Annotated in this window: 19 protein-coding genes; 8 read left to right on the top strand and 11 right to left on the bottom strand. The window is 58.4% G+C overall.

Annotated elements, in window-relative coordinates; all coding sequences use genetic code 11:
- Positions 1-15: 15 nt before the first annotated feature.
- From ileS to BW974_RS13445, 4 genes are all read right to left on the bottom strand, one after another.
- Entirely contained in the window at positions 16-3213 is a 3198-nt protein-coding gene (gene ileS / locus BW974_RS13460; RefSeq protein WP_076430771.1) for an isoleucine--tRNA ligase, read from the bottom strand.
- 181 nt (positions 3214-3394) lie between these two features.
- Positions 3395-3853, bottom strand: coding sequence for a hypothetical protein (locus BW974_RS13455; protein ID WP_076430770.1), 459 nt, complete (start codon positions 3851-3853; stop codon positions 3395-3397).
- Positions 3850-4440, bottom strand: a complete 591-nt coding sequence (locus tag BW974_RS13450) for a hypothetical protein (RefSeq protein ID WP_139328875.1) — start codon at positions 4438-4440, stop codon at positions 3850-3852. The genes BW974_RS13455 and BW974_RS13450 overlap by 4 nt, the downstream gene beginning before the upstream one ends.
- Before the next feature lie 65 nt (positions 4441-4505).
- A complete protein-coding gene (locus BW974_RS13445) occupies positions 4506-4832 on the bottom strand; it encodes a hypothetical protein (protein ID WP_076430768.1) in 327 nt (108 codons plus the stop codon).
- Between the two features lie 362 nt (positions 4833-5194).
- On the opposite strand from BW974_RS13445, the gene BW974_RS13440 reads away from it, so the two are divergent.
- Positions 5195-6034, top strand: a complete 840-nt coding sequence (locus tag BW974_RS13440; protein ID WP_076430767.1) for a hypothetical protein — start codon at positions 5195-5197, stop codon at positions 6032-6034.
- 51 nt (positions 6035-6085) lie between these two features.
- On the opposite strand, the gene prf1 is transcribed toward BW974_RS13440, so the two are convergent.
- The 3 genes from prf1 to BW974_RS13425 form a co-directional block, all read right to left on the bottom strand.
- The gene (gene prf1, locus BW974_RS13435; RefSeq protein ID WP_076430766.1) at positions 6086-7327 is read right to left on the bottom strand and encodes a peptide chain release factor aRF-1; all 1242 of its coding nucleotides are present in this window, start codon (positions 7325-7327) and stop codon (positions 6086-6088) included.
- Positions 7328-7412: 85 nt separating this feature from the next.
- On the bottom strand, positions 7413-7994 hold the full coding sequence (locus tag BW974_RS13430) for a cysteine hydrolase family protein (protein ID WP_175609698.1): 582 nt from the start codon (positions 7992-7994) through the stop codon (positions 7413-7415).
- Positions 7991-8785: a YqcI/YcgG family protein gene (locus tag BW974_RS13425; RefSeq protein WP_076430765.1), complete on the bottom strand. Its 795-nt coding sequence runs from the start codon at positions 8783-8785 to the stop codon at positions 7991-7993. The genes BW974_RS13430 and BW974_RS13425 overlap by 4 nt, the downstream gene beginning before the upstream one ends.
- Before the next feature lie 110 nt (positions 8786-8895).
- Between BW974_RS13425 and minD the strand changes: the two genes are divergently transcribed.
- Positions 8896-10467, top strand: a complete 1572-nt coding sequence (minD, locus tag BW974_RS13420; RefSeq protein WP_076430959.1) for a cell division ATPase MinD — start codon at positions 8896-8898, stop codon at positions 10465-10467.
- Between the two features lie 165 nt (positions 10468-10632).
- Here minD and argS read toward each other — a convergent pair whose 3' ends face one another.
- From argS to BW974_RS13405, 3 genes are all read right to left on the bottom strand, one after another.
- On the bottom strand, positions 10633-12384 hold the full coding sequence (gene argS, locus BW974_RS13415; protein WP_076430764.1) for an arginine--tRNA ligase: 1752 nt from the start codon (positions 12382-12384) through the stop codon (positions 10633-10635).
- A 62-nt stretch (positions 12385-12446) separates the two neighbouring features.
- On the bottom strand, positions 12447-14300 hold the full coding sequence (locus tag BW974_RS13410) for a twin-arginine translocase subunit TatC (RefSeq protein WP_245800080.1): 1854 nt from the start codon (positions 14298-14300) through the stop codon (positions 12447-12449).
- 70 nt (positions 14301-14370) lie between these two features.
- Positions 14371-14709, bottom strand: a complete 339-nt coding sequence (locus tag BW974_RS13405) for a DUF8159 domain-containing protein (protein ID WP_076430957.1) — start codon at positions 14707-14709, stop codon at positions 14371-14373.
- 155 nt (positions 14710-14864) lie between these two features.
- Between BW974_RS13405 and BW974_RS13400 the strand changes: the two genes are divergently transcribed.
- Complete coding sequence (locus BW974_RS13400; RefSeq protein ID WP_076430763.1) at positions 14865-15662, top strand: hypothetical protein; 798 nt, start codon at positions 14865-14867, stop codon at positions 15660-15662.
- Positions 15663-15716: 54 nt separating this feature from the next.
- On the top strand, positions 15717-16760 hold the full coding sequence (twy1, locus tag BW974_RS13395) for a 4-demethylwyosine synthase TYW1 (RefSeq protein ID WP_076430762.1): 1044 nt from the start codon (positions 15717-15719) through the stop codon (positions 16758-16760).
- Between the two features lie 30 nt (positions 16761-16790).
- Here twy1 and BW974_RS13390 read toward each other — a convergent pair whose 3' ends face one another.
- Complete coding sequence (locus BW974_RS13390; protein WP_084186275.1) at positions 16791-18149, bottom strand: alpha-amylase domain-containing protein; 1359 nt, start codon at positions 18147-18149, stop codon at positions 16791-16793.
- Positions 18150-18394: 245 nt separating this feature from the next.
- Here BW974_RS13390 and BW974_RS13385 point away from each other — a divergent pair, with 245 nt between their 5' ends.
- From BW974_RS13385 to BW974_RS13370, 4 genes are all read left to right on the top strand, one after another.
- Positions 18395-19099 (top strand): DUF120 domain-containing protein, encoded by a 705-nt coding sequence (locus tag BW974_RS13385; RefSeq protein WP_076430761.1) that lies wholly within the window; start codon positions 18395-18397, stop codon positions 19097-19099.
- Positions 19096-19755 carry a 3,4-dihydroxy-2-butanone-4-phosphate synthase gene (gene ribB, locus BW974_RS13380; RefSeq protein ID WP_076430760.1) on the top strand — a complete coding sequence of 220 codons (660 nt, stop codon included), beginning with the start codon at positions 19096-19098 and terminating at the stop codon, positions 19753-19755. The genes BW974_RS13385 and ribB overlap by 4 nt, the downstream gene beginning before the upstream one ends.
- Before the next feature lie 137 nt (positions 19756-19892).
- Complete coding sequence (locus BW974_RS13375) at positions 19893-20291, top strand: DUF5518 domain-containing protein (protein ID WP_076430759.1); 399 nt, start codon at positions 19893-19895, stop codon at positions 20289-20291.
- Positions 20292-20395: 104 nt separating this feature from the next.
- Positions 20396-21181 (top strand): sugar phosphate isomerase/epimerase family protein, encoded by a 786-nt coding sequence (locus tag BW974_RS13370; RefSeq protein ID WP_076430955.1) that lies wholly within the window; start codon positions 20396-20398, stop codon positions 21179-21181.
- Positions 21182-21238: the final 57 nt, after the last annotated feature.

The following is a 21238-nucleotide window of genomic DNA, read 5'->3' as shown; positions in this document are numbered from 1 at the left end:
GCTTCCGCCAGACCTCTACACTTCCGCTTCAGCCAGCGGCACGATTGCAATCGTCATCGTGACGCCTTCGACATCCCACTCTTTACGGTGACCGTCTTCGACTTTGCCGACGCTTTCTGCGCGAACTTCGTCTGTCACGAGTTCCATGTGGTCTTCGACGAAGTCAGCTACTCGGTCGTCGTGAACGTCGAGTTCGAGGCGGATTTCCTCCTCGATATCGAGGTCCATCTCCTTTCGCATCTCCTGTACGCGCCGGATGACTTCGCGGGCGTAGCCCTCGCTCTCGATGTCTTCCGTGAGCGTCGTATCGACGTAGACGACGCCGAGTTGGTCGCCGTTCACGTCGAAGGACGTGCCGCTCACGTCGTCCGGCGTCTGGGTGACGAACTCGACCATCTCGTCGTCAAGTTCGACTTTCTCGCCGAGTGCATCCGCGACTGCATCTTCGAGTTCCGCGAGACTCGCATCGGAGACGCGGGCCTCGTTGAGCGCGTTCATGACTTTCCCTGCATCGCCGCCGAAGGCCGGGCCGAGAACGCTCATATCCGCCTCGGCGCTGTAGGCCAGTTCGCCCCAGCCTTCGTCGGGCGAGACGAGTTCGACTTCGCGGGCGTTCAGGCGGTCTGCCAGCAAGTCACCGTGGTTTTCGACCGCGCGGACGACTGAGTCGTCTCGCGCGTCCACCACGATTCGTGAGACGGGCCAGCGAAGTTTTCGCTCGGCCTGCTGGCGGGCGTTCGCGCCCGCTTCCTCGACGGCGCGAAGCACTGCCACGTCGGCCTCCATCTCCTCGTCGTGCCAAAACTCGTCGACTTCGGGCCAGTCGAGCATGTGGACGCTGTCCTCGCCCTCGTCGCCCGTAAGGGTCTGGTAGATTTTCTCGCTGACGAAGGGAGCGAAGGGGGAGAGCAGGGCGACCACCGTCTTCAGGACGTGGTGGAACGTCGCGTAGGCGGCCTGTTTGCTTTCACTGTCCTCTTCTTCCCACATTCGTTCACGGACGACCTGAATGTAGAACCGCGACACGTCTTCCACGACGAAGTCGAGTAGTGCGCGAAGCGCGCGGTCTTGGCGGTAGTCGTCCCACTGCTCGGTCATCTCGGCGGTCACGCTCTGAAGCCGCGATAGAACCCATTCGTCCACGAGTTCGGTTTCGGCGTCTTTGACATCGATTGCGTCCGGGTCGAAGTCGTCCAACCGCATGTAGGGGAGCGGGAACCGGAACACGTTCCAGAGGATGTTGAGGCTCCGCTGCATGTTCTGCATCTCGTCCCACGAGAATCGCATATCCTCACCCTGTGGGTTCTGCGAGAGCAGGAACAGACGCATCGGGTCTGCCCCGTGGCGCTCGATTGCCTCCTCTGGGGCGACGATGTTCCCGATGGATTTCGACATCTTGCGCCCGTCTTCCGCGAGTGCCCATCCGTGCATCAGCACGTCGTCGTATGGCACGTCGCCGAGTGCGGCGGTACCCATGCCGAGTTGCGACCAGAACCAACCGCGGGTCTGGTCGTGGGCCTCCATGATGAGGTCGGCGGGCCACAGTTCCTCGAAGTCCTCCTCGTTGCTGGGGTAATCGAGCGTCCCCCACGACGCGACGGAAGAATCGAGCCACACGTCGAACACGTCCGGAACGCGGGTGTAAGTCGTGCCGTCTCTCGTGATGGTCAGGTCGTCAACCGTCGGTCGGTGGAGGTCAACTTCCTCGGGGTCAACGTCTTGGTCGACCGCTTCAGCTAACTCCTCGCGCGTGCCGACGACCACGACGTTGCTCATGTCGCCATCCCAATTTTCCGGCGCCCAGATTGGGATTGGCACACCCCAGTAACGCTGGCGCGAAACGTTCCAGTCCGGCGAGTTCTCCACGAAGTTGTAGAACCGCTCGTCGCGGGCCTCCTGTGGATGCCACTCGCTGTCCTCGATGTTGTCGAGAAGTTCATCCTTGATGTCCGTCACCGTGATGAACCACTGGTCGGTGACGATTTGCAGGATGCCCGTGTCACACCGCCAGCAGTGGCCATAACTGTGGTGGACGGTGCCCGATGCGAGGAGGTGGCCTTCCGATTCGAGGTCGGCCATGATTTCATCGTCGGCGTCCTTGACGAACTGTCCCTCGTATTTGCCACCTGCTTTTCCGTAAACGCCGTCGCCGCCGACGGGACAGAAAACGTCCAGACCGAGTTCCGTCCCGCGGTTGAAGTCCTCCTCACCGTGGCCGGGTGCGGAGTGGACGAGTCCGGTACCGTCGCCATCGACTTCGACGTAATCGGCTTCGTACACTTGGAGCGTGCCTTCGCCGCTCGGGTGTTCCGGTACTTCGTCGTCCAGTGGATGTTCGTACTCCCAGCCGAGCAGTTCTTCGCCGGTGAGTTCGGCAACGACTTCGTAGTCGTCGTAGCGTCCTTCTTTGAGGACTTCCTCGACCTTCGGTTCGCCGACGTAGAGCGTCTCGCTCTCGCCGTCTTTGGTCGCCTCGACTTTCGCGTAGGTGCCTTCCGCATCGACGGCGACAAAGGTGTTCGCCGGAACCGTCCACGGTGTCGTCGTCCAGATGACGAGGCTTCCGTCCTCGTCTTTCAGCGGGAACTTCACGTAGATCGACGGGTCGTCCACGTCTTCGTATTCGACCTCGTTGTTGGCGATGGCGGTTTCACAGCGCGGACACTGACTGATGGAACGTTTGCCCTGTTCCACCAATCCGCGTTCGTGGGCCTGCTGGAAGCCCCACCACGCGGCTTCCATGTATTCGGGGCTGACCGTTTTATAGGGGTTGTCCCAATCCATCCAGACACCGAAGGATTTGAAGTCGTTCTGGAGGCCGTCGAGCTGCTCGTCGGCGAACTCCTTGCACTCCTCGATGAAGTTCTCCATCCCGAACTCTTCGATGTCTTTCTTGTTCTCGAAGCCCATCTTCTCCTCGACTTTCGTCTCGATGGGGAGGCCGTGCATGTCGTAGCCCGGGCGGTCGGTCACGTCGTAGCCCGACATCCGCAGGTACCGGATGTAGGCGTCCTTCAGCGACTTGTTCCACGTCGTTCCCATGTGCGCCGCCCCGGAGGTGTACGGTGGGCCGTCAACGAAGAAGAATCGTTCCGCGCCCTCCCGGTTCGCCTTCGTTTTCTCGTAGGCGTCCACCTCGTCCCAGTAGTCGAACACCCGGTCTTCGACCGAATCGGGTTCGTACTGGTCGTTTACTTCCGCGAATCTACTCATGTGCGATGTGAGTGCCCCCGACAATAAAGTGGGTTCGGTTATGCAGTTGACCTGTAGGACGTGATTTGGTCGCCTCTCGGGCCGGAGATAACGGCGGTTATTCGATTTCAGTGCTATTCTCGAACTCCACTGCCCAACTGACTACCGATGAAAATAATCCCGACCTTCGTTCGATTCGAGTTTACCCCGACTCAGACCGCTGTCTGAGTTGTTCTTGCAGGTCAGTCGCAAGCGACTGTAGTTCCTCGTCCGACATCTCTTCGAGGGATGGGCCTCCTTCGTCTTCTTCCTCTCCTGCTTCTTCACCTTCCTCCTCGGTTTCCTCTTCGCTCGTTTCTTCCTCACTTTCGCCTTCTTCCTGCTCGCTCTCCTCCGATTCTTTCTCCTCGCCATTTCCGTTCTCACTCTTCGACCTCGATTCGGACAGTAGATTTCCGACCTTTGTCCCGATTCGTCGGCCGAGGATAGCACCGAGGCGGCGACCCAGTTTTTCGCCGAGCGAACCCAGTTTGTCCGTTCCGGGTGTCGGCGTCGGAACCGAATCGAGGAGTTCGGAATCGTCGTCATCACTACTGCCACCGAGTCCCAACTGGTCGGTCAGTTGGGAGAGTTTTTCCTGTGTTTTTTCTTTTTCACTCATGAGTTACTCGCCTCCTCGTCAGTAGATTCCTCGTCTCCAAGCGCCTCAAGAAGCATATCCAGAACTTCGTTTATCATTCGGTAGACCATGTTGGATATCCCACCTCCTTCCCCGCCGCTCGGTAGAAGATCTGATACCGACGGGAGTTCGAATTTGGGCATCGACGGAAGTTCGAAACCTGATATTGCATCGCTAAGGCGGCTCAACGGCCCTTTATCCAGCAACCCTGCAACCCCCGAGAGTAGGTTTCCAAGCAGTCCACCGGGACGGGGAATGGCGGAAATATCCAGTTCGACCTCGTTTAGGTCTACTTCGAGTCCCAAGAGGTTGAGAAACAGCCCCTCCAAATCGAGATAGAGAACAGTCGTCCCTTCCTCCTCTCCCTCTGCTTCTTCTTCGTCCTCGGATTCCTCTTCAGATTCTTCATCTGTAGAGGATTCTCCTTCCTCGTCCGGTGCTTCCGCTTCGTTGGTTTCTTTTTCCTCTTCGTTTGTTTCTTCCTCAGCTTCACCCCCATCCGTCAGTAGTCGATGTTCCGAGAACGATAGCTCTGTCACCGCTCCATCCCGCCGTGACTCCCCCCTCATCTGTGTACACCCTGTCAACCTTCTCCTGTATATAACTAGTCGGAGGTTCAGGCAGATGGGTTGCCCTACGCTTCGGAGTCGATACCTAACTCGTCGGCGACGTTTTCGACCATCTCATCCTTTTTGGTGTTCGCTTTGACGCCGACTTCCTTTGCGACTTGTTGGAGTTCCCTGTACGACAACCCCTCCAGTTCTTCCCTGCTGCTCGGCATTTCAGATGCGGTTTTGGTGTCTGCCTTGTCGCCGGTGACGCTACTATTCTGTTTGGAAATATCTCTCCCCTCGTGATTTTCGCTGTTGAACTGTTGTCCCAACCATTCACCAAGCGCACGACCGATCTTGCCGCCGAGTTTTCGGCCGATTCGCTCGCCTGCCGATTCCCACCCACTCATTTGCTGAAACAACGGCGTCACTGCTCATTAACGTCCACCATCATTGAATTGCCGTATCTATCTGATATTACAATTGTGTGAGAGGGAACTACGCGTAAATCTACTGCACCACGTTGTTTTGCAGTGTTTCATCCTTCAAACCCATTCGAACGACGATTTCGGACATCCGTCGAAAATACGGTTTTCTATAGTCCGAAATAGATGGCAGCGGGATTTCAAACCTAGCAATCAATTTATATTCATTCATCTCGTCCCTCCGGAGACGGACTCGGGGTGGGGGCTCCGACTAGATGTTCGTGACATTCCGAACGCACCGGTAGTCCGGCACCCGCGTCGAGATTCCCTGAAATCCCGTGATTACGATGTCCAACGAACAACTCACCGAAACCGCCGACGAGTTAGAACAGTCATTGACGGAGTTCGAGAGCAAACGAGCCGTCACGGACGAACCCGACGACAGTTCGTTCACGGAGTTCGCGGAACGAGTGCGAACTGCCATCGAACATCTCGAAACGGTCTTCGAATCCGCCGAATCGTTCAACGAGGTGACGAGCGCGGCGGACGACCTCTGGTCAGTCCTCGACGATGGACAGGACGTACTCGATTCGTTCGATTCGGAATCGTTTCTCAAAACGGTGGACGTTTCTGAACTTCCGGACGTGATAGAACTCTCCGACGTACCTGAGGCGGTCGAGAGCGGAAATCTCCGGAAAGCAATCGACTACAAGGCGCTGATGAAAGCCATCGACTTTCGCGAGTTCTGGAGTTCCGAAGAGATGCAGAACTTGTGGGAGGAGGGAAAGGGGCTATCCGACGTTCTCGGTAGTGACGATTCCAACGGCGACGAAGACGATTCGGATCTTGTCGAATCGACCAAGGAGAAAACCGAAATGGCGTCGGAGGCCACCGAAGGAAAACTCCAATCCGAACTGGCGGAGAACGCAGAAGAGTTCCGCGAAAAAATCGATACGGCTCGTGACCAACTCAAAGAGCAGATAGAACAGAGCGAACTGGGTTCCGGTGGCGAAAGCGAATCCGCGGCAGAAAGCGTCACCGCCAAATCGACAATGCCGGAAAATCGTCCGGATATGGGCGTTAGCACCGCGTTTTCGACCATGCAGAGCGATAGACCGGACGTCGACGTGACGATGCACTACTCTACGATGCCGAAAGGGCGAAACAAGCGGTCGAACGACGAGTGAGACGAGTCGCCGAAGCAGAAACAGAATGCAGAAATGGAAGGACGACCCGGCTTACACGCCGGTCGAGTAGCGAAGGATGCCAGCGACGCCGCCGAAAGCGTTCAGCAGTTGTTCGCCTTTCTCGAAGTCTGTGCTGATGAACTTCGTCTCGGTGCCGCGCTGTTCGGCGAGGGTCATCAGATACTCGATGGCGTCTTCGCGTTCCACCAGTTCGGCGTCCGACCCGTCGCCGCAGGTGTGTTCCGGCGTGTTCTTGCGGCGGTCGATGAACTCGTACTCCTCCTTGTCGCCACAGTCGAAGACGACCACGTCTTTGCGGAGGTCTTCGGAGAGGAGCAGGCGGTCTACCGACCCCATCACGAGGTTCTTCCGCGTCGGTTCGAACCCGTAGGTCGCGAGGTCACCCTCGTGGAGTTCCTTGAAGAACGTCTCCATCTCTTGTTTGTCCTTCATCACCTCCGCGTCGGCCAGCGTCTCCGACGCGGCGTCTACGATGTCGTAGAGTCCGGATTCGTCGGTGTAGGAGACGTCGAACTTCCCGAGAACCATATCCTGTAGTTCGTGGTGGAGGTAGCCGCCGTCCAAGAACTCGTCCTTCGTTGGCGACGGGCCACCAACGAGAATGCCGTCCATGTCGTGTCGTTTCGGAACGAACAGGTCGTTCGCCATCCCTGCAACCTCCTGATAGAAGTTGTCGATGGCTTCCAGTCGAAGGCGGGCGAAACGCTGGGCGGACTGGCCACCTTTCCTCTGCTTGCCCGGCACGAGCGACGAGGCGGATTTGACCGGTTCGACCCGTTTGCCTTTCAGCCACCCGACGTTGGCCTCGCGTCGGTCGAGGACGACCAGACCGTACAGGCCTTTGTCGCCGAGCATCTCCTCAAGCGGTTCGGTGAGGAACTCGGAGTCGCAGTGATACCGGAACGATTCGACCGGTTCCGGTGGGTCCTCCAACGCTTTGGTGACCATGGTGGTCTGGCCGCCGCCGGAGTTAATCGCCCCGCTGAAGATGACGATACCGTTGTCCGGCGGGAACGTATCGTAGTACCGCAGACGGTCTTTGATGGACGTAAGTGCGTCCTGCACATTGGTTCGCGTCTGTTTCGACTTGATGTTGCTCGCTTCACTGTGCTCCTGCGTGACGTGCGCGACCACGTCGCTGATTTGTTTGTCCGATGGGATGTAGATGGTAACGAGTTGCGTCCCAGAGCCTTCGTACTGTTTTAGGTCTTCGATGACCTTCTGGAACTCGTATCGTTTCCTATCGGACTGTCCTTCCTCCTGCTGGCTCATTACTCCCTTCTAGCCGCCCCAACTGGTAAGTAACCTTTGACCTTGCGTGCGAGTTGCTACCGATGTTTCTGCCGATTCGAACGGCTCAGCGTATCGCCTGCAGTATCTCGTCGGCCTCCGCAATCGTAGCGAACTCACCACGAAGATGTGCGAGTGCGACCTGATGATTCGTTTCGGCGTCGATTTCGGTTCCGTCCGGCGAAATACGGTCGAAGGTTGCGGTTGCATCGGACACGACGATTGGCCGAAAGCCGAGGTTTTCGGCCATTCTGGTACTCGTGGAAACGCAGTGGTCGGTGGTCAACCCGACCACGACGAGGGTTTCGTACCCGCCCTCGCGGAGCCACGATTCGAGGTCGGTGCCGATGAAGGCACTGTTGACTTCCTTTTCGAACACCGGTTCGTCTTCCTCCGGTTCCATCTCCGGAAGGAATGCGAATCCGTCGCTGTCGCCGCGGAGTGGGGAACTTTCTTCCTGCGAATCGTGGCGGACGTGAACGACGGGACGGCCAGAATCCCGCCACGCGACGAGCAGTTCGTTCGCACGTTCTTCTGCCTCGGGATTGTTTCGCGCTCCCCACGAATCATCTCGAAATCCCTGCTGGAAGTCGATGGCGAGCAAGACGGCGTCAGAGAGGTCGATGTCGGATGGCAATTCGAGGCTCATGCGTCGATGAGGAAGGTACTTTTCGGGTGTTCACGAGTGATTCGAATCGGACATTCGTCCGGCGATTTTTGTTCGTCTTCCGAGAACAGATACTGCACCCATTCGCGGTCACCCTCAACGCCCCAATCGCCGAGGTCTGCGTGCGGGCAGACGCCGTCGTAGTCCTTCATTCGCTCCTGAATGACCTTCCGAGCGGTCTGCCCTGCCTGCGTGTCCGCTGTCACGCCCTCGAACAGGGAGCGCGGTTGGAACGTGATTTCCAATCCGACTGGGCAGTATCGACTCTTTCTGTCCTCGTAGAACGGTGCCCGACAGGTCGGAAACATCGGTTCACCGCCGAAACAGAACTCCCAGCGTTCGTCGTCGGGATTGGTCGGAATCCCCTCCGGCCACGGTTCCGGGTCGTGAACGTGCAGAAATTGGAGGATGTGCCACAGCGCTTCGTGATAGCCGGACTCGTCTAGCGACTCCTCCGGCGGTTCGAAAAACACCGTCAGGGGTGCGCGCTCGGCGTGGTCTTCGTAGATGTCGAGATATTCGATGATGGTGTCGCCGAGCGCGAGAAGCGCGTCTTTGTCGGTCATCGAGGAACAGAAGGAGTACAGACCATCACCCTCTCGCTCGGTTTCGATACCGAAGTAGCACGGAAACGGCGCGTCGTTTCGCTCGCCGAGCAGGCCGTCACGAAAGCTCTCGTAATGTGCGACGCCCCAGTCGGGTACCTTCCCCGAGTCGATACGACGTTGCACCGTCGCCTGATTCATCAGCACGTCGATGCCCGGTTCGTTCATGCGTCGTCTTACGACTGAATCCTCCTATCGTTGTCGCAATGGACAATCGTTTCGTCCCGCCAACGGACTAGGTTTATATACGTGCTGTTGTTCGGTTTGACGTAATGACCATGACCGGGACAGTATACGCGGTTGCAAGCGGGAAGGGAGGTGTGGGGAAGACGACGACCGCAATCAACCTCGGCGCGATGCTCGCGTCGGCGAAACACGAGGTAATCGTTGTGGACACCGACCTCGGAATGGCGAACGTCGAGAGCTATCTCGATTTCGAACAGACGGATTCGACGCTCCACGAGGTGCTCGCAGGCGAGGCGACCATCGAGGATTCGATTTACGAAGCGCCGGGAGACATCCACGTGCTTCCGAGTAGTACGGATATTCACGCCTTCGCACAGTCACAAACGGCGAAATTACAGCAGGTCGTCGCCCAACTGCGCGAGGAGTACGAGTACGTCCTGCTCGACACTGGCGCAGGCATCAGCTACGATACGATTCTTCCGCTCTCGCTCTCTGACGGCGTTCTTCTCGTCACTACGCCGGACGTTGCCGCGGTGCGCGACACCGCCAAAACCGCGGAACTTACCGCCCGCGTCGAAGGAACCGTTCGTGGTGCAGTTCTCACTCATCGAAGCAACGACATTCTGAACGCGGACGATGTAGAAGGAACCCTCGACACGGACGTTCTCACCGTGGTTCCCGACGACGAGACGGTTCCGATGGGAATCGACGCGGGCCGACCGCTGGCCGTGTTCGCACCGACCTCGCCCGCCGCGACTGCGTACCGCGAACTCGCCGACATTCTCACCGGCGAGACGGACACCCCGGAACTCTCCGGGGAACCGAACTCGACGAAATCCTCCGACTCGATGTTCGAAGACGAGGAGTCGGCGCAGTCTGAATTCGAACGTGCCGAACGAAAAGACACTGACTCCGTGGAGTCCGAGCACCCAGATTCGCCACCGACTGGGCCGGATTCACCACCGACTGCCGAACAGGGCGGCTCAGACCCCAACGCTGATTCTGCGCCCGGTACCGACCCGGTTCACGACCTCATCGACAGGCGCGTCATCAAAACCGGCGACCAGACCGAGGACGGCGAACCGACTGTCGAAGCAGTTCCGGACGACGGTTCGGCGGTCGCCGAACCGTCGTCCGGATCCGATGACGAACCGGCGTTTGAGAAAAGCTTTGACGAACTGGACGACGCCCCGGACGACGACCTTCAGGCACCATTTACCGACGATGCGGACGACGAAGACGACGTTGTCGACGGCAATCAGGAAAACGAGCCCAACACCGTTCTCGCCGACTCCACAGAAGACCCCGAAAACCCGAGCCAGCAATCGACTGAGGAAAGAAATCCAACGACGACTGACCCCGATTCGACTGCGAACGACTCTGAACCGACTGCGAACGAGTCTGAATCGACTCCAGACGAATCTATTCCGACTGCGGGGGACGGCGACTCGAACGCCGACATTTTGGACGAAACTCCGGAGGACTCCTCCGACTTACCGGACGAAATCGTCGAAGCGGAACCCGAGAACGAGGACATCGACGCGGTTCCGTTTCAGGACGAACCGGTTCGGCCGCACCTGAACGACGAAGATGAAGTGGATTCCGAGGAAGAGGACGAGGAGAAAAACGGCCTGTTCGGTCGAATCGGTTCTTTGTTCCGGTAGTGCGACAATAACCAAGTGTCCTGCCGTGGTCTTCGGATACAGAATGGCGGAAGAGGGTTCGGTTCCGTTGTGGTGGATAGCGCTGTTCGTACTGCTGACACTCGGGTTTGGAGCGGGTGCGATACTGTTCGTGGGCGGTGATTTGTTCGCCAGCCTCCGAGTTCTCTACATCGACTCCGGCGCTTCGATGCCGATGACGTTCAGCGCGTTCGCGATGGTGTGTTTCGATGCGGCGACGAGCGCGAGGCGAGCATCGCGCAGGTCGTCGTCCTCGGCGGTGAGAACCGGACATTCGCGGTAGAACGTGTTGAACGTCTCCGCGAACTGGCGCGTGTAGGTCGCGACGGCGTGCGGTTCGAGGTCGTCCGCGGCCTCCTCGATGACGTGAGGGAAGCGCGCGACGACTTCGATAAGTTCCTGCTCCGCGTCGCTGTCGAGAAGCGACGGGTCGATTTCGGTTGGAACTTCTCCCCCCGCCTCTTCGATGATTCCGCAGGTTCGTGCGTGGACGTACTGGACGTATGGTGCGCTCTGAGCCTCGAAATCCAACGCGCGCTCCCATTCGAACGTGATGGTTTTCGTCGGCTGTTTCGAGATGATGTCGTAGCGCACTGCGCCGATTCCGACCTGTCGGGCGATGCGGTCTACGTCCGCCTCGGTGAGGTCGTCGTCACGGATGCGGGTGTCCATGCGCTTTTCGACCTCCTCGCGGGCGCGCTTTTCGGCCTCGTCGAGCAGGTCGTCCATGTCGATGCCGGTTCCCTCGCGAGTACTCATTCCACCCTCGGGGAGGTTAACCCACGAGTAGTGGAACGCGGTCAGGTTTTCGGTGTCGTTGCCGAGGATTTCGAGTGCCTGCGCGAGTTGCTCGGCCTGTAGTTTGTGGTCTTCGCCGATGACCGTCACGGCGCGGTCGTAGTTGTCCAGTTTCCACTCGTGGTGGGCTAAGTCGCGGGTCGTGTACAGACTCGTGTCGTCCGAGCGTAGGAAGACGAGGTTCTTCTCGAAGCCGAACTCCGAGAGGTCGAGTTGCCACGCGTCTTCCTCGTACACCGAATATTCGCTCTCTTTGAGGCGGGAAACCACATCGTCCGTGCTCCCGTCGAACATGAACCGGGTTTCCTTGACGAACTCGTCGAACTCCGCGGGCAAGCGGTCTAGCGTGACTCGCATGCCCGAGAGGACGGTATCGACCACTTCGCTGACGCGCTCGTAGGTCGCCTCGTCGCCTTCTTCGAGTCCTTGCAGGATGGACTGAATCTCGGTTTCGGCCTTCTCCACGGCTTCGGGGTCTGCCTCTTCGAGATACGAATTTCCTTTGCGGTAGTAGCGCACAAGGTCGTAATCGGCACGTTCGCGCTCCGGTTTCGGCAGGTCGTCCTCATCAAACGTTTCGTAGGCCCACGTGAACACCGCGATTTGTCGGCCAGCGTCGTTGACGTAGTAGTGGCGGTCAACGTCGTTGCCAGCGAAGTCCAAAATTCGCGCGACTGCGTCCCCCGTAATCGGGTTGCGGGCGCGCCCGACGTGAACCGGGCCGGTCGGGTTCGCGCTGGTGTGTTCGACAACGACTTTGTCGCCGGTCGATTCCAGACGACCGTATTCATCGTCCTGTCCCGCGGTGACCGTCTCATCGTAGTACGCACCACTCGGCAGGAAGTTGACGTAGGGACCTTGTGGCGTGGCCTCGGCGATGTAGTCGAACTCGCTTGCGTCGATTTCTTCTGCGATGTCAACCGCGACTTTCGGCGGCGGTGCGCCGACTTCCCCGGCGAGTCGGAACGCCGCGCTGGAGGCGAGGACGGCGTCTACACCCTCCGGGGGTGTTTCGATTCCGAGGTCATCAGTTGGGAGCGAAAGGGACGAGAGCGCCCCGTGAAGGGCGTCTTCGACTTCCTCCCTGAACGTCAGGAACATACCCACTGGTTTCTGGTGCGCCAGTAAATGGGTTTCTGAATATGACGATGTTCGGATGACGCTCAGGTGGTCGCCCGAACCAATCGCTCGCCGAGCGAATCGACCCAGAGCGCCCCCAAACCGACCCAGTACGCCAGCATGACCGCGAATCCGACGCTGACCATCAACAGCACGCCACCTGGCAGAAGCGAAGAGACGACCAGCACGCCGACCGCGACCTGCCGCCAGTAGGTTCGCATGGTTCGATAGCGGACGACACCGCCGTGGTGGAACAGCAGCATCGTCACCGGCACTTCGATCCAGAGGCCGACGCCGACGGTCGTGGCGAAGACCAACCAGAAGAACGCGGCGGTTCGGTACGCGATTATCATGTCCGCGGCTAGCGCGTCGGCGACGAGGTACGACATCACGTTCGGCGCGACGAACCGATAGCCGACGAAACTCCCGCCGAGGAGTCCAAGGGCGAGGACGCCAGCCCAGACGAAGAACACGTTTCGGTTGGCGCGCGCCAGTTCCCGCGTTTCGATGGCCGGCCACGCGTAGTACAGCATGAGCGGGAGTACTGCCACGGCGCCGACGAGGAGGCTGACCTTCATCTCGAACGCGAGTGCTTCGACGGGATGCAGGAGGACGATGTTCACTTCGCTCGTCGGCGTCCCCGGTGGCAGGTGAATCAGGAAATCGCGCTTGATTGCGCCGATACCACCTCGGTAGAGATAGGTGAACACCAGCGCGACGACGGCCATGAAAACTCCAATAATACGAAATGATTTGCTCCGGAGGCTTCCGACGACAAACCGCAGGTCGTAGTAGTAGCCGCCGATGTCGTCTTCTGTCGTCTCCTCTTCGGCGAACGCCGCGGCCATTCTGCCCGCAGTTCGTTCGACCGTGCCAGAGACGTTCGGATTCTCGTTTCCTCCCTCCTTCTCGCCGTTCTGTTCCTCGTTCGCGGCGAGTCCGCTGGACTCGTCGCGTTCATCAAACCGGTCGAGAATCGCCTCCGCTTTTTTCGAATCTCCTGCATCGAGTGCATCGTCCGCGAGTTCCAGCGCCTCGTGTTCCGAGAGAGTAGCGAAGGCTTCCGGCGGTGCGGTTCGAATCCCCTTCGCATCGAGGTCGGAAAGGTCGATTTCGGCAGGGACGGCGCTCTGGGAGCGCCGTCCCTGCGAACTTGGATTACCGCTTGCTCGTCCGACGACTTTTGCGGTACCTAATCCGACGAAATACAGCGCCGTCATCGGAATCGCCACGAGGGACATGGAAAACGGGTCTGGCGACCCATTTACCATCGAACTGATGACGACGATGGCGAAAACGGCGTGTCGCCAGTACTCTCGAAACAGGTCCGGAGAGACGATGTCGGCGTACACCACTCCACCCATAATCAGCGGGAGTTCCGCTGTCAGACCGAGGACGAAGACCAGCAGGAAAACGAACTGCGTCCAATCCACGATGGAGTAGGTCGGCTGAAACCCCGCCATAATCGCGTTGCTAATCAAGAATCCGAACAGTAGCGGGAGGAAGACGAAGTAAGCGTAGACGACGCCGCCCGCGAACAGCGCGATGGCCAGTATTCCGACGAGAAAATGCGTCTTCCGTCGTCCCGGAAGCGACACTCCGCGTGCTTCGAACCGCTCCCGAGAGCGATACAGAATCCACCCCCCAGCGAACAACAACCCGGCAAAGAGGCCGATTTTCGCCTGCAACAGCACCACGTCGAACGGTGTGACCGCGACGACCACCGCCTTCGTTCCGAGCAGTTGCCCCTCAAGTTCCGGCCAGATGAACAGTCGGAGGGCGTAAAACGTCGCGAGAAATCCGACGACGCCCACGACGAACGCGATTCGTAGTTCAGACCGTACGCTCCTGAGCGCAGTACCCAACACTCCCTCTAATCGAAGTCTCTCTTCCCCCATTGGAACCCCCGCGTAATCGCACTACGTAGTATCGTTTCGCACAATCATCAACTTTCCTCGTCTGTCGTTTCTATTCCTCGCGGATGCTCTCGATTACTCGCTCCGAAAAATCCACCTCGGACAGTTCGTCTTCTTCGAGTTCCCGAAACCACTCGGCCTTTGCTCGCCAGTTCCCCACCCGATCGCCGTCGAGGTCGGTGACTTCTCCGCGAACGTCCCTCTGCTTCTCGGCCAAGTCACGAACCACGTTGATGACGCGGCCGATTTCCCGATGGGGGACTGCGCCCGTGTTCCCCGCTTTTATCGACTCGTACTCGATTTCGATTCGCTCTTCGTCCGCATCGAGCGACATGACGTAGACGCCGTGGCTCATCAGTCGCGCTTCGAGTTGGTCGGGGTCGAAAGTCATAGCGGAAGGCGCGTCGCCCATAGGTAAAGTGATTGTGTGAACGAAGCGCATCGATGTCGCCGAAATCACGAAACTCGTTCCGATTTTCTCTGTTTTTTCGTCCCGTTCGCCTTATTTTCGCATCACTGATATTATTGGGGAAATAAGAGTTCGATATGCGCCCTCGCCCTCCTCGATTGCAGGCATTCAGCATCGCTCTCGGTGTTGTTGCCGGGACTGCTGTCTTCCTGTTACTTCTGTGGCTGTCCCTCATCTCGCTCCAATACGCCCTCGGAATCGGTCTTCTCGTCGCATTTCTCGGCTGGATAGTCGCCGAACAGGTACCTGACCAACTCGACTGGGCAGTCGTTTCTCGCCTCCACTGGTTGCTCACGCTCGCTGGCATTCTCCCTTTTGTCGGCATTTTCGGAGCAATGGTTCTCGCCGAGTACACTCCCTCGGACGAACTCGTTCTATACTCGTGCATCTTCGCGTTCGTCGCCATCATCGGAACTGCTTGTGGTTCTCGGCGGAACGCAAAGATTCAGCACCGAACGCAGACGATTCACGTTGCAGTCAGTGGCACGAAGCTACGCCGATATTACATCCCGCTCACGCTCGTTCCCAGCATCATCGGGGTTGCTCTGGTTCACCTCGCACTCAGTGGACGCCTTTCAGTCGGAACGTTCGTCGGACAAATCATCGGGACATTCATCGGCATGACAATTGGGTATTCCGTGTCCGACGATAGAACGGTCACACTCACCGCACTCGACGACTGTTTCCTCGTTGGCACGGTCGAAAAAGCCGGCGGAACTGCCGTCCCATGGCGGCGAATCCGCGGGATCAGTGTTGAAGACGATACCTTGCGAGTCGCCCGAGGATTGCCATGGCCGATGGTCTACGAGGTTGACCTCTCGGGGGTTTCGAACCGTGATACGGTCCTCGAAGCGTTTCGCCCCCGACTCCGGTGACGGTTCATTCCCAGACCCGACATCTTTTGACGCCACGACGCTTACGCCGTCCTAATGAGCGAATCGGACACCGTCGAGGAAACCTCGACGAGCAATCAGAACTCGAAGCGTTCTGATGACGGGCCAAAACAGGTCGACAACCCGGACTACCACAACGAGAACCACACTGCAACGCAAACCTGCGGGTGGACGGCCAACGCCCTGCGAGGCGAGGGAAAATGCTATAAAAATATCTGGTACGGCATCGAGTCCCACCGCTGTATTCAGATGACACCTGTGGTAAAATGCAACGAACGCTGTGTCTTCTGCTGGCGCGACCATCGCGGCCATTCCTACGAACTCGGCGACGTGGAGTGGGACGACCCGGAAGCAGTCGTTGATGCGAGCATTCGCCTTCAGCGGAAACTCCTCTCTGGATTCGGCGGGAACGACGAAGTTCCCCGCGAAATCTTCGAGGAGTCGATGGAACCCCGCCACGTCGCAATCAGTCTCGACGGCGAACCGACGCTGTACCCCTATCTACCGGAACTCATCGAGGCGTTCCACGACCGGGACATCACCACGTTCCTCGTGAGCAACGGAACGAATCCGGAGATGCTGGCAGAGTGCGACCCGACTCAACTCTACGTCAGCGTGGATGCCGCAGACCGCGCTACCTTCGACCGCGTTGTTCGCGCGGTGGACGACGACGCGTGGGAAAACCTCATCGACACGATGGACGTGCTCGCCGAGAAGGAGGACACGAGAACCGTTCTCCGAACCACACTCGTCGGCGGCGAGAACGTCGAAAATCCGGACTGGTACGGCGCATTTTACGAGCGCGCCGACCCGGATTTCGTGGAACTCAAGGCGTACATGCATGTCGGCCACTCCCGCGGTCGACTCGACCGCGACGCGATGTTAGATCACGAGGAAGTCGTGGAATTTTCCGAGCGAGTTCAAGAATACATGCCGGAACACGACGTGCTAAAAGAGGTTCCTGCTTCGCGGGTCGCTCTGTTGTCGAAAACCAAGGATACGTGGGTTCCGAAACTGAAAAAGGACAGTGAGTTTTGGGCGCGTGATTCGGTGACTGGTGAGTGGAAAAAGACCAACTGACTTCTCTCTAATTCTGTATTCCGTTTTAGCTCAGTACGGCGCGTAGAACACCCAGCCCTCCGCCGGAACCGTAATATCGACCCAGCCGTTTCCGTCGGTCGTGATGTCGCCGCCCGTTCCGCTGTAATCTTTGAGTGTCGTGTTCGTCCACGAGGTGTACACCGACTGCGTGCGGGAACTCCCGCCGTTGTTGATGCCGACGAGGAGATTGTTGTATCGCTCGTACACGCCGAGGTCACCGTCTGTGTGTCGCCAGTAAGTTTCGCCGCCCGCGAGGTTCTTTTTCACCCAGACCATGTTGTTCACCTCGCTGTCGTCTAAAATGGCGTTCGGATAGAGATTGTAAATCATCGGGACGCCCTCGCTCGTGAGGACGAAGGCATGCGCGAGGTGGTACTGGGATGGTGCGCCCTCGTCGTGATTTTGGACGAAGGGACGGGCGTGCCACGGGTCTTGGGCCACTACGCCCGCACCTTGGAGTCTGCTCATGTCGCCGCCGGAGAACACGTCCTTCAGGATGTAGTACAGTGGGTAGTCGAAGGCGTCCATTCCGGTGTCGATGTAGCCTTGAACGTAATCGACGCTTCCGTCGAACACCTCGCCGATGCGTTTCATGCCGAGTTCGTCAGCTTTGGGATTCGCGTAATCGCGCCAGTACTTCTCTTCGACGTGTTTCACCGCGTCGTAGCGGTAGCCGTCCGCGCCGAAGGACGCGATTTTCTCCATATAGTTCATCAACTCGCCGCGGACGTAGTCGGAGGAGTACGATTCGTACTGCGCGAGGTCGGGCAGGCCGAGGAGTTCGCCGTGTTCGACCTGATGATCGTCGTTCCAGTCGTCGATAGAACCGACATCGTGGTGGAAGTCGTCGTAGGAGAATCGCGGGAAGTCGTAGTCGTAGCCGACCGCCATGTGGTTCATGACACAATCGACGTACACCTCCAGCCCTCGATTGTGGGCCTCGTCGATGAGCGCTTGCAGGTCGGCTTCCGTGCCGAACTCGCTGTCGAACGTCGTGAAATCCACCGGCTGATAGCCGAGCGGCGGGTCGTTTCGTCCACTCTGGTCTTCCCACGTCAAGCCACTCTTCTGTGGTGCCTGTATCCAAATTGCATCGTAGCCCCGGTCGGCAACCTTCGAGAGGTTGCTGGTGATGGTCGGCCACGTCTCGTGGAAGTACTGGAAATGAACCGATTCTCCCGCGGCCTCCGCCGTTCCCGAAAATCCGGACAGACCAGCGCCGAGTCCGACGACTGAGAGTCCACCGACGAACGTCCGGCGCGTCAGAGTCGAATGTCGTGGTTTGTATTCATCTGTCGTATTCTCTCGGCCTGCTTCCTTTTGCTTTTGACCGTCGTCGCCACGCTGTGAGCCATCCTCTGTAGACATGCATTTATGATGTACTATCACCACAAACATTAATCTAGTCCTCAGAATATTAAATTTCAAAATAAGTTGGGGAAATATTGGTGGCGAAATCGTAGAAGACTCATTCTCCGCTGAAACCAGCAAATTTAGATGTAGCGGGGGACAACATACTATTCCAACTACGGAATGATGTCGTCCTCCGTCTCATTTCTGCTATGCGTTCCATTTCCGGTACGCTTAAACGACCGAAGCTCTCACTATCGTGTATGCCAGCGACATCGCTCGTGGTCGGGTACGACGAACTCGCCGCGCTGAAACTGCTCGCCCTCGACGGGGCGCTCGAAAGCGAGGTCAAAGTGTCGTGTGCCGACCTCGCAGACCGTCTGGATGCCTCAAATCAGACGGCATCACGTCGCCTCCAACGACTTGACGATGCGGGCCTCATTACCCGCGAAATCGTCAGCAACGGCCAGTGGATTGCCATCACCGACGACGGCGCGTGGGAACTGAAACGCGAATACGAGGATTATCGACGTATCTTCGAAAATCTCTCTGGCGTTGACCTCTCGGGCACCGTCACGGGTGGCATGGGCGAGGGTCGTCACTACATCTCCCTGTCGGGCTACATGGCGCAGTTCACGGAACGATTGGGTTACGAACCGTTCCCCGGAACGTTGAACGTCGAACTGACCACGGAAAGCGTCCGCGCTCGTTCGGCGATGGAAGCACTCGACCCGGTCCCAATCGACGGTTGGGAAGACGGCGACCGGACGTACGGCCCTGCAGTTTGCTACCCTGCCACCGTGGAAACGGCGGACGGCGACTCTTACGAGCAGGCTCACGTCATCGCACCCGAGCGAACCCACCACGACGAAGACCAAGTCGAACTCATCGCTCCCACAAAACTCCGCGACGAACTCGGACTGGACGACGAGGACCACGTCACGGTTCACGTTGAGGAGGCACCATGAGCCAGACGACTTCCGCGACAGTCGAACAAGCAATCGAGGCGTTTCAAGCCGGGTCGCCTCTGCTCGTTCACGACGCCGAAGACCGCGAGGGCGAAACCGACCTCATCTACCCCGCGGAAGCAGTCTCCTCGGAAGCGGTTTCCCGCCTTCGCAACGACGCAGGCGGCCTGATTTGTGTCGCGCTTTCACACGACGTTGCGAACGCGTTCGACCTCGCATACATGGACGAAATAATCGACCATCCGGCGAGCGACGGCCACGACCTCGGCTACGACTCCCGTTCTTCGTTCTCTCTGACGGTGAACCACCGCGATACCTACACCGGAATCACCGACGACGACCGCGCCCTGACCATTACCGAACTGGCACACGCGGCGAGTACGGCCGACGAACTCGACTTCGCCGACGAGTTCCGCGCGCCGGGACACGTCCACCTCCTGCGGGCCGCACCCGGATTGCTCGCCGAGCGACAGGGACACACCGAACTCGGCGTCGCATTGGCGAACGCCGCGGAACTGTCTCCTGCCGTCGTCGTTTGCGAGATGCTGGACGACCAAACTGGCGGCGCGCTTTCTCCGGACGACGCGCGGGCATACGCGGAACGCCACGGATTCCCGTATCTCGAAGGTGCGCAGATTATCGAGACGCTGGCGTAAGTCGTCTTATTAGCTTTTAATTAGACCGCAATCAGTTTCATCTGTAACGAAATTTATCGCGCTTGATTGCGATAACGACCGAATACGTATCGTAATTATGAAAAATACTCATCTTACTACAAATCCATCTTATGTGTATGGACTTCAAACTCAGAGCGGTCGTATACGGAATCGTCGCAACCATCATCGTCGGCCTGTTCAGCGGGGCTGCCGTCCCATTCACCGACATGACTCTTCCCATCGTGGGTGCAGGGTTGACCGGCATTATCGGCGGTATCGTCGCCGGATACGTCGCCGGAAGTAGACTCGGTGACGGCGCGCTCAACGGCGGCGTGGCGACTGCTGCAGGGGCTATCGTGGCGCTCGTCCTGTTGACCTTCGCAGGGCTGATGGCCGGGCCAGTTCCGGCCATTGGACTGTTCGGCTTCGGCGTGTTGTTCGTCGTCGTCGCCGCGATTCCCGGCATCGTCGGCGGTGCCCTCGGGTCGTGGTTGCACGGACGGTCGGAGCGCCGCGCGGCCGGACGACCCGCCTAAGGCTGAACGACCTCGACTTCATTTTCGACCGACTCAACCGACCGACTCGAGCGGTCGGTACGCATTTTCCGAACTTTGATACCCGTGTCTATCAATCGACAACCATGACGATTCGGCAGGGTTTGATGGTGTGTGGAACCGTTCCCGATGAAGACGCGTTCTCGTTCGCCGCCGAGCAGGGCTTCGATTTCGTCGAACTCGACATGGAGCAGGCGTTTCCACCACAAGCAATCGACATCCCGTCCGTTTGCCGAACGCTGACGAACCACGACCTCGACGTCGTCGTCCACCTCCCGTATCGACTCGACCCCGGTTCCCCTCACGACCACGTTCGTGACGGGGCGTGTCGGCAACTCGAACGTGCTATCGATACGGCGGTGGAACTGGGTGCGGAGAAAGGTATCTTCCACGCAGAGTCACGAGGATTCCCGCACGTCTGGGGCCACGAAACGCTTCGAGAGTCCCTATACGAATCGGTGCGTCGTCTCACGAGGTACGCTCGTGAGCGAGATTTTGAGGTCTGCGTCGAGAATCTCAAAAAGGACTTCTTCGACTGCGGGGACTTTCCCACCCTCTTTGCGGAGACGAATGCAGTCGCCTGTCTGGACACTGGCCACGCCTACGTGACCGGTCACGACGCGGATTCACAAGCCGCTCTGCTCCGGAACCACGGCAACCGAATCTCCCATCTCCACCTCAACGATACCCGACAGACAGACGACGACGAACACCTGCCCGTCGGCCTCGGCAAACTGAATTTCGAAGCGCTCGCGACGGCGATGCGAGAAACCGATTGGTCGGGAACCTGCACCCACGAGGTGTATCTCTTCGATATCGAGTACGCCGGTCGTGGCAAGTCGTCCTTCGACCGATTACTCTCCCCCGAGTAATTCCGACCAATCGTTCGGGGACAATCGCCAAAACTGATTACCTTGGCCTTCATTGGG

Origin of the sequence: Haladaptatus litoreus, assembly GCF_900156425.1 — an archaeon.
Lineage (GTDB): Archaea > Halobacteriota > Halobacteria > Halobacteriales > Haladaptataceae > Haladaptatus > Haladaptatus litoreus.
This window is presented reverse-complemented; position numbering and strand designations above follow the sequence as displayed.

What these genes read in the sequence shown, in the direction of transcription:
- BW974_RS13440 (WP_076430767.1), top strand. Translation starts at nt 5,195, where the DNA reads ATGTCCAACGAACAACTCACCGAAACCGCCGACGAGTTAGAACAGTCA.
- BW974_RS13445 (WP_076430768.1), bottom strand. Translation starts at nt 4,832, where the DNA reads ATGAGTGGGTGGGAATCGGCAGGCGAGCGAATCGGCCGAAAACTCGGC.
- ribB (WP_076430760.1), top strand. Translation starts at nt 19,096, where the DNA reads ATGAGCCAGACGACTTCCGCGACAGTCGAACAAGCAATCGAGGCGTTT.
- BW974_RS13375 (WP_076430759.1), top strand. Translation starts at nt 19,893, where the DNA reads ATGGACTTCAAACTCAGAGCGGTCGTATACGGAATCGTCGCAACCATC.
- minD (WP_076430959.1), top strand. Translation starts at nt 8,896, where the DNA reads ATGACCGGGACAGTATACGCGGTTGCAAGCGGGAAGGGAGGTGTGGGG.
- ileS (WP_076430771.1), bottom strand. Translation starts at nt 3,213, where the DNA reads ATGAGTAGATTCGCGGAAGTAAACGACCAGTACGAACCCGATTCGGTC.
- BW974_RS13370 (WP_076430955.1), top strand. Translation starts at nt 20,396, where the DNA reads ATGACGATTCGGCAGGGTTTGATGGTGTGTGGAACCGTTCCCGATGAA.
- twy1 (WP_076430762.1), top strand. Translation starts at nt 15,717, where the DNA reads ATGAGCGAATCGGACACCGTCGAGGAAACCTCGACGAGCAATCAGAAC.
- argS (WP_076430764.1), bottom strand. Translation starts at nt 12,384, where the DNA reads ATGTTCCTGACGTTCAGGGAGGAAGTCGAAGACGCCCTTCACGGGGCG.
- prf1 (WP_076430766.1), bottom strand. Translation starts at nt 7,327, where the DNA reads ATGAGCCAGCAGGAGGAAGGACAGTCCGATAGGAAACGATACGAGTTC.
- BW974_RS13450 (WP_139328875.1), bottom strand. Translation starts at nt 4,440, where the DNA reads ATGAGGGGGGAGTCACGGCGGGATGGAGCGGTGACAGAGCTATCGTTC.
- BW974_RS13400 (WP_076430763.1), top strand. Translation starts at nt 14,865, where the DNA reads ATGCGCCCTCGCCCTCCTCGATTGCAGGCATTCAGCATCGCTCTCGGT.
- BW974_RS13425 (WP_076430765.1), bottom strand. Translation starts at nt 8,785, where the DNA reads ATGAACGAACCGGGCATCGACGTGCTGATGAATCAGGCGACGGTGCAA.
- BW974_RS13410 (WP_245800080.1), bottom strand. Translation starts at nt 14,300, where the DNA reads ATGGGGGAAGAGAGACTTCGATTAGAGGGAGTGTTGGGTACTGCGCTC.
- BW974_RS13405 (WP_076430957.1), bottom strand. Translation starts at nt 14,709, where the DNA reads ATGACTTTCGACCCCGACCAACTCGAAGCGCGACTGATGAGCCACGGC.
- BW974_RS13455 (WP_076430770.1), bottom strand. Translation starts at nt 3,853, where the DNA reads ATGAGTGAAAAAGAAAAAACACAGGAAAAACTCTCCCAACTGACCGAC.
- BW974_RS13390 (WP_084186275.1), bottom strand. Translation starts at nt 18,149, where the DNA reads ATGTCTACAGAGGATGGCTCACAGCGTGGCGACGACGGTCAAAAGCAA.
- BW974_RS13430 (WP_175609698.1), bottom strand. Translation starts at nt 7,994, where the DNA reads ATGAGCCTCGAATTGCCATCCGACATCGACCTCTCTGACGCCGTCTTG.
- BW974_RS13385 (WP_076430761.1), top strand. Translation starts at nt 18,395, where the DNA reads ATGCCAGCGACATCGCTCGTGGTCGGGTACGACGAACTCGCCGCGCTG.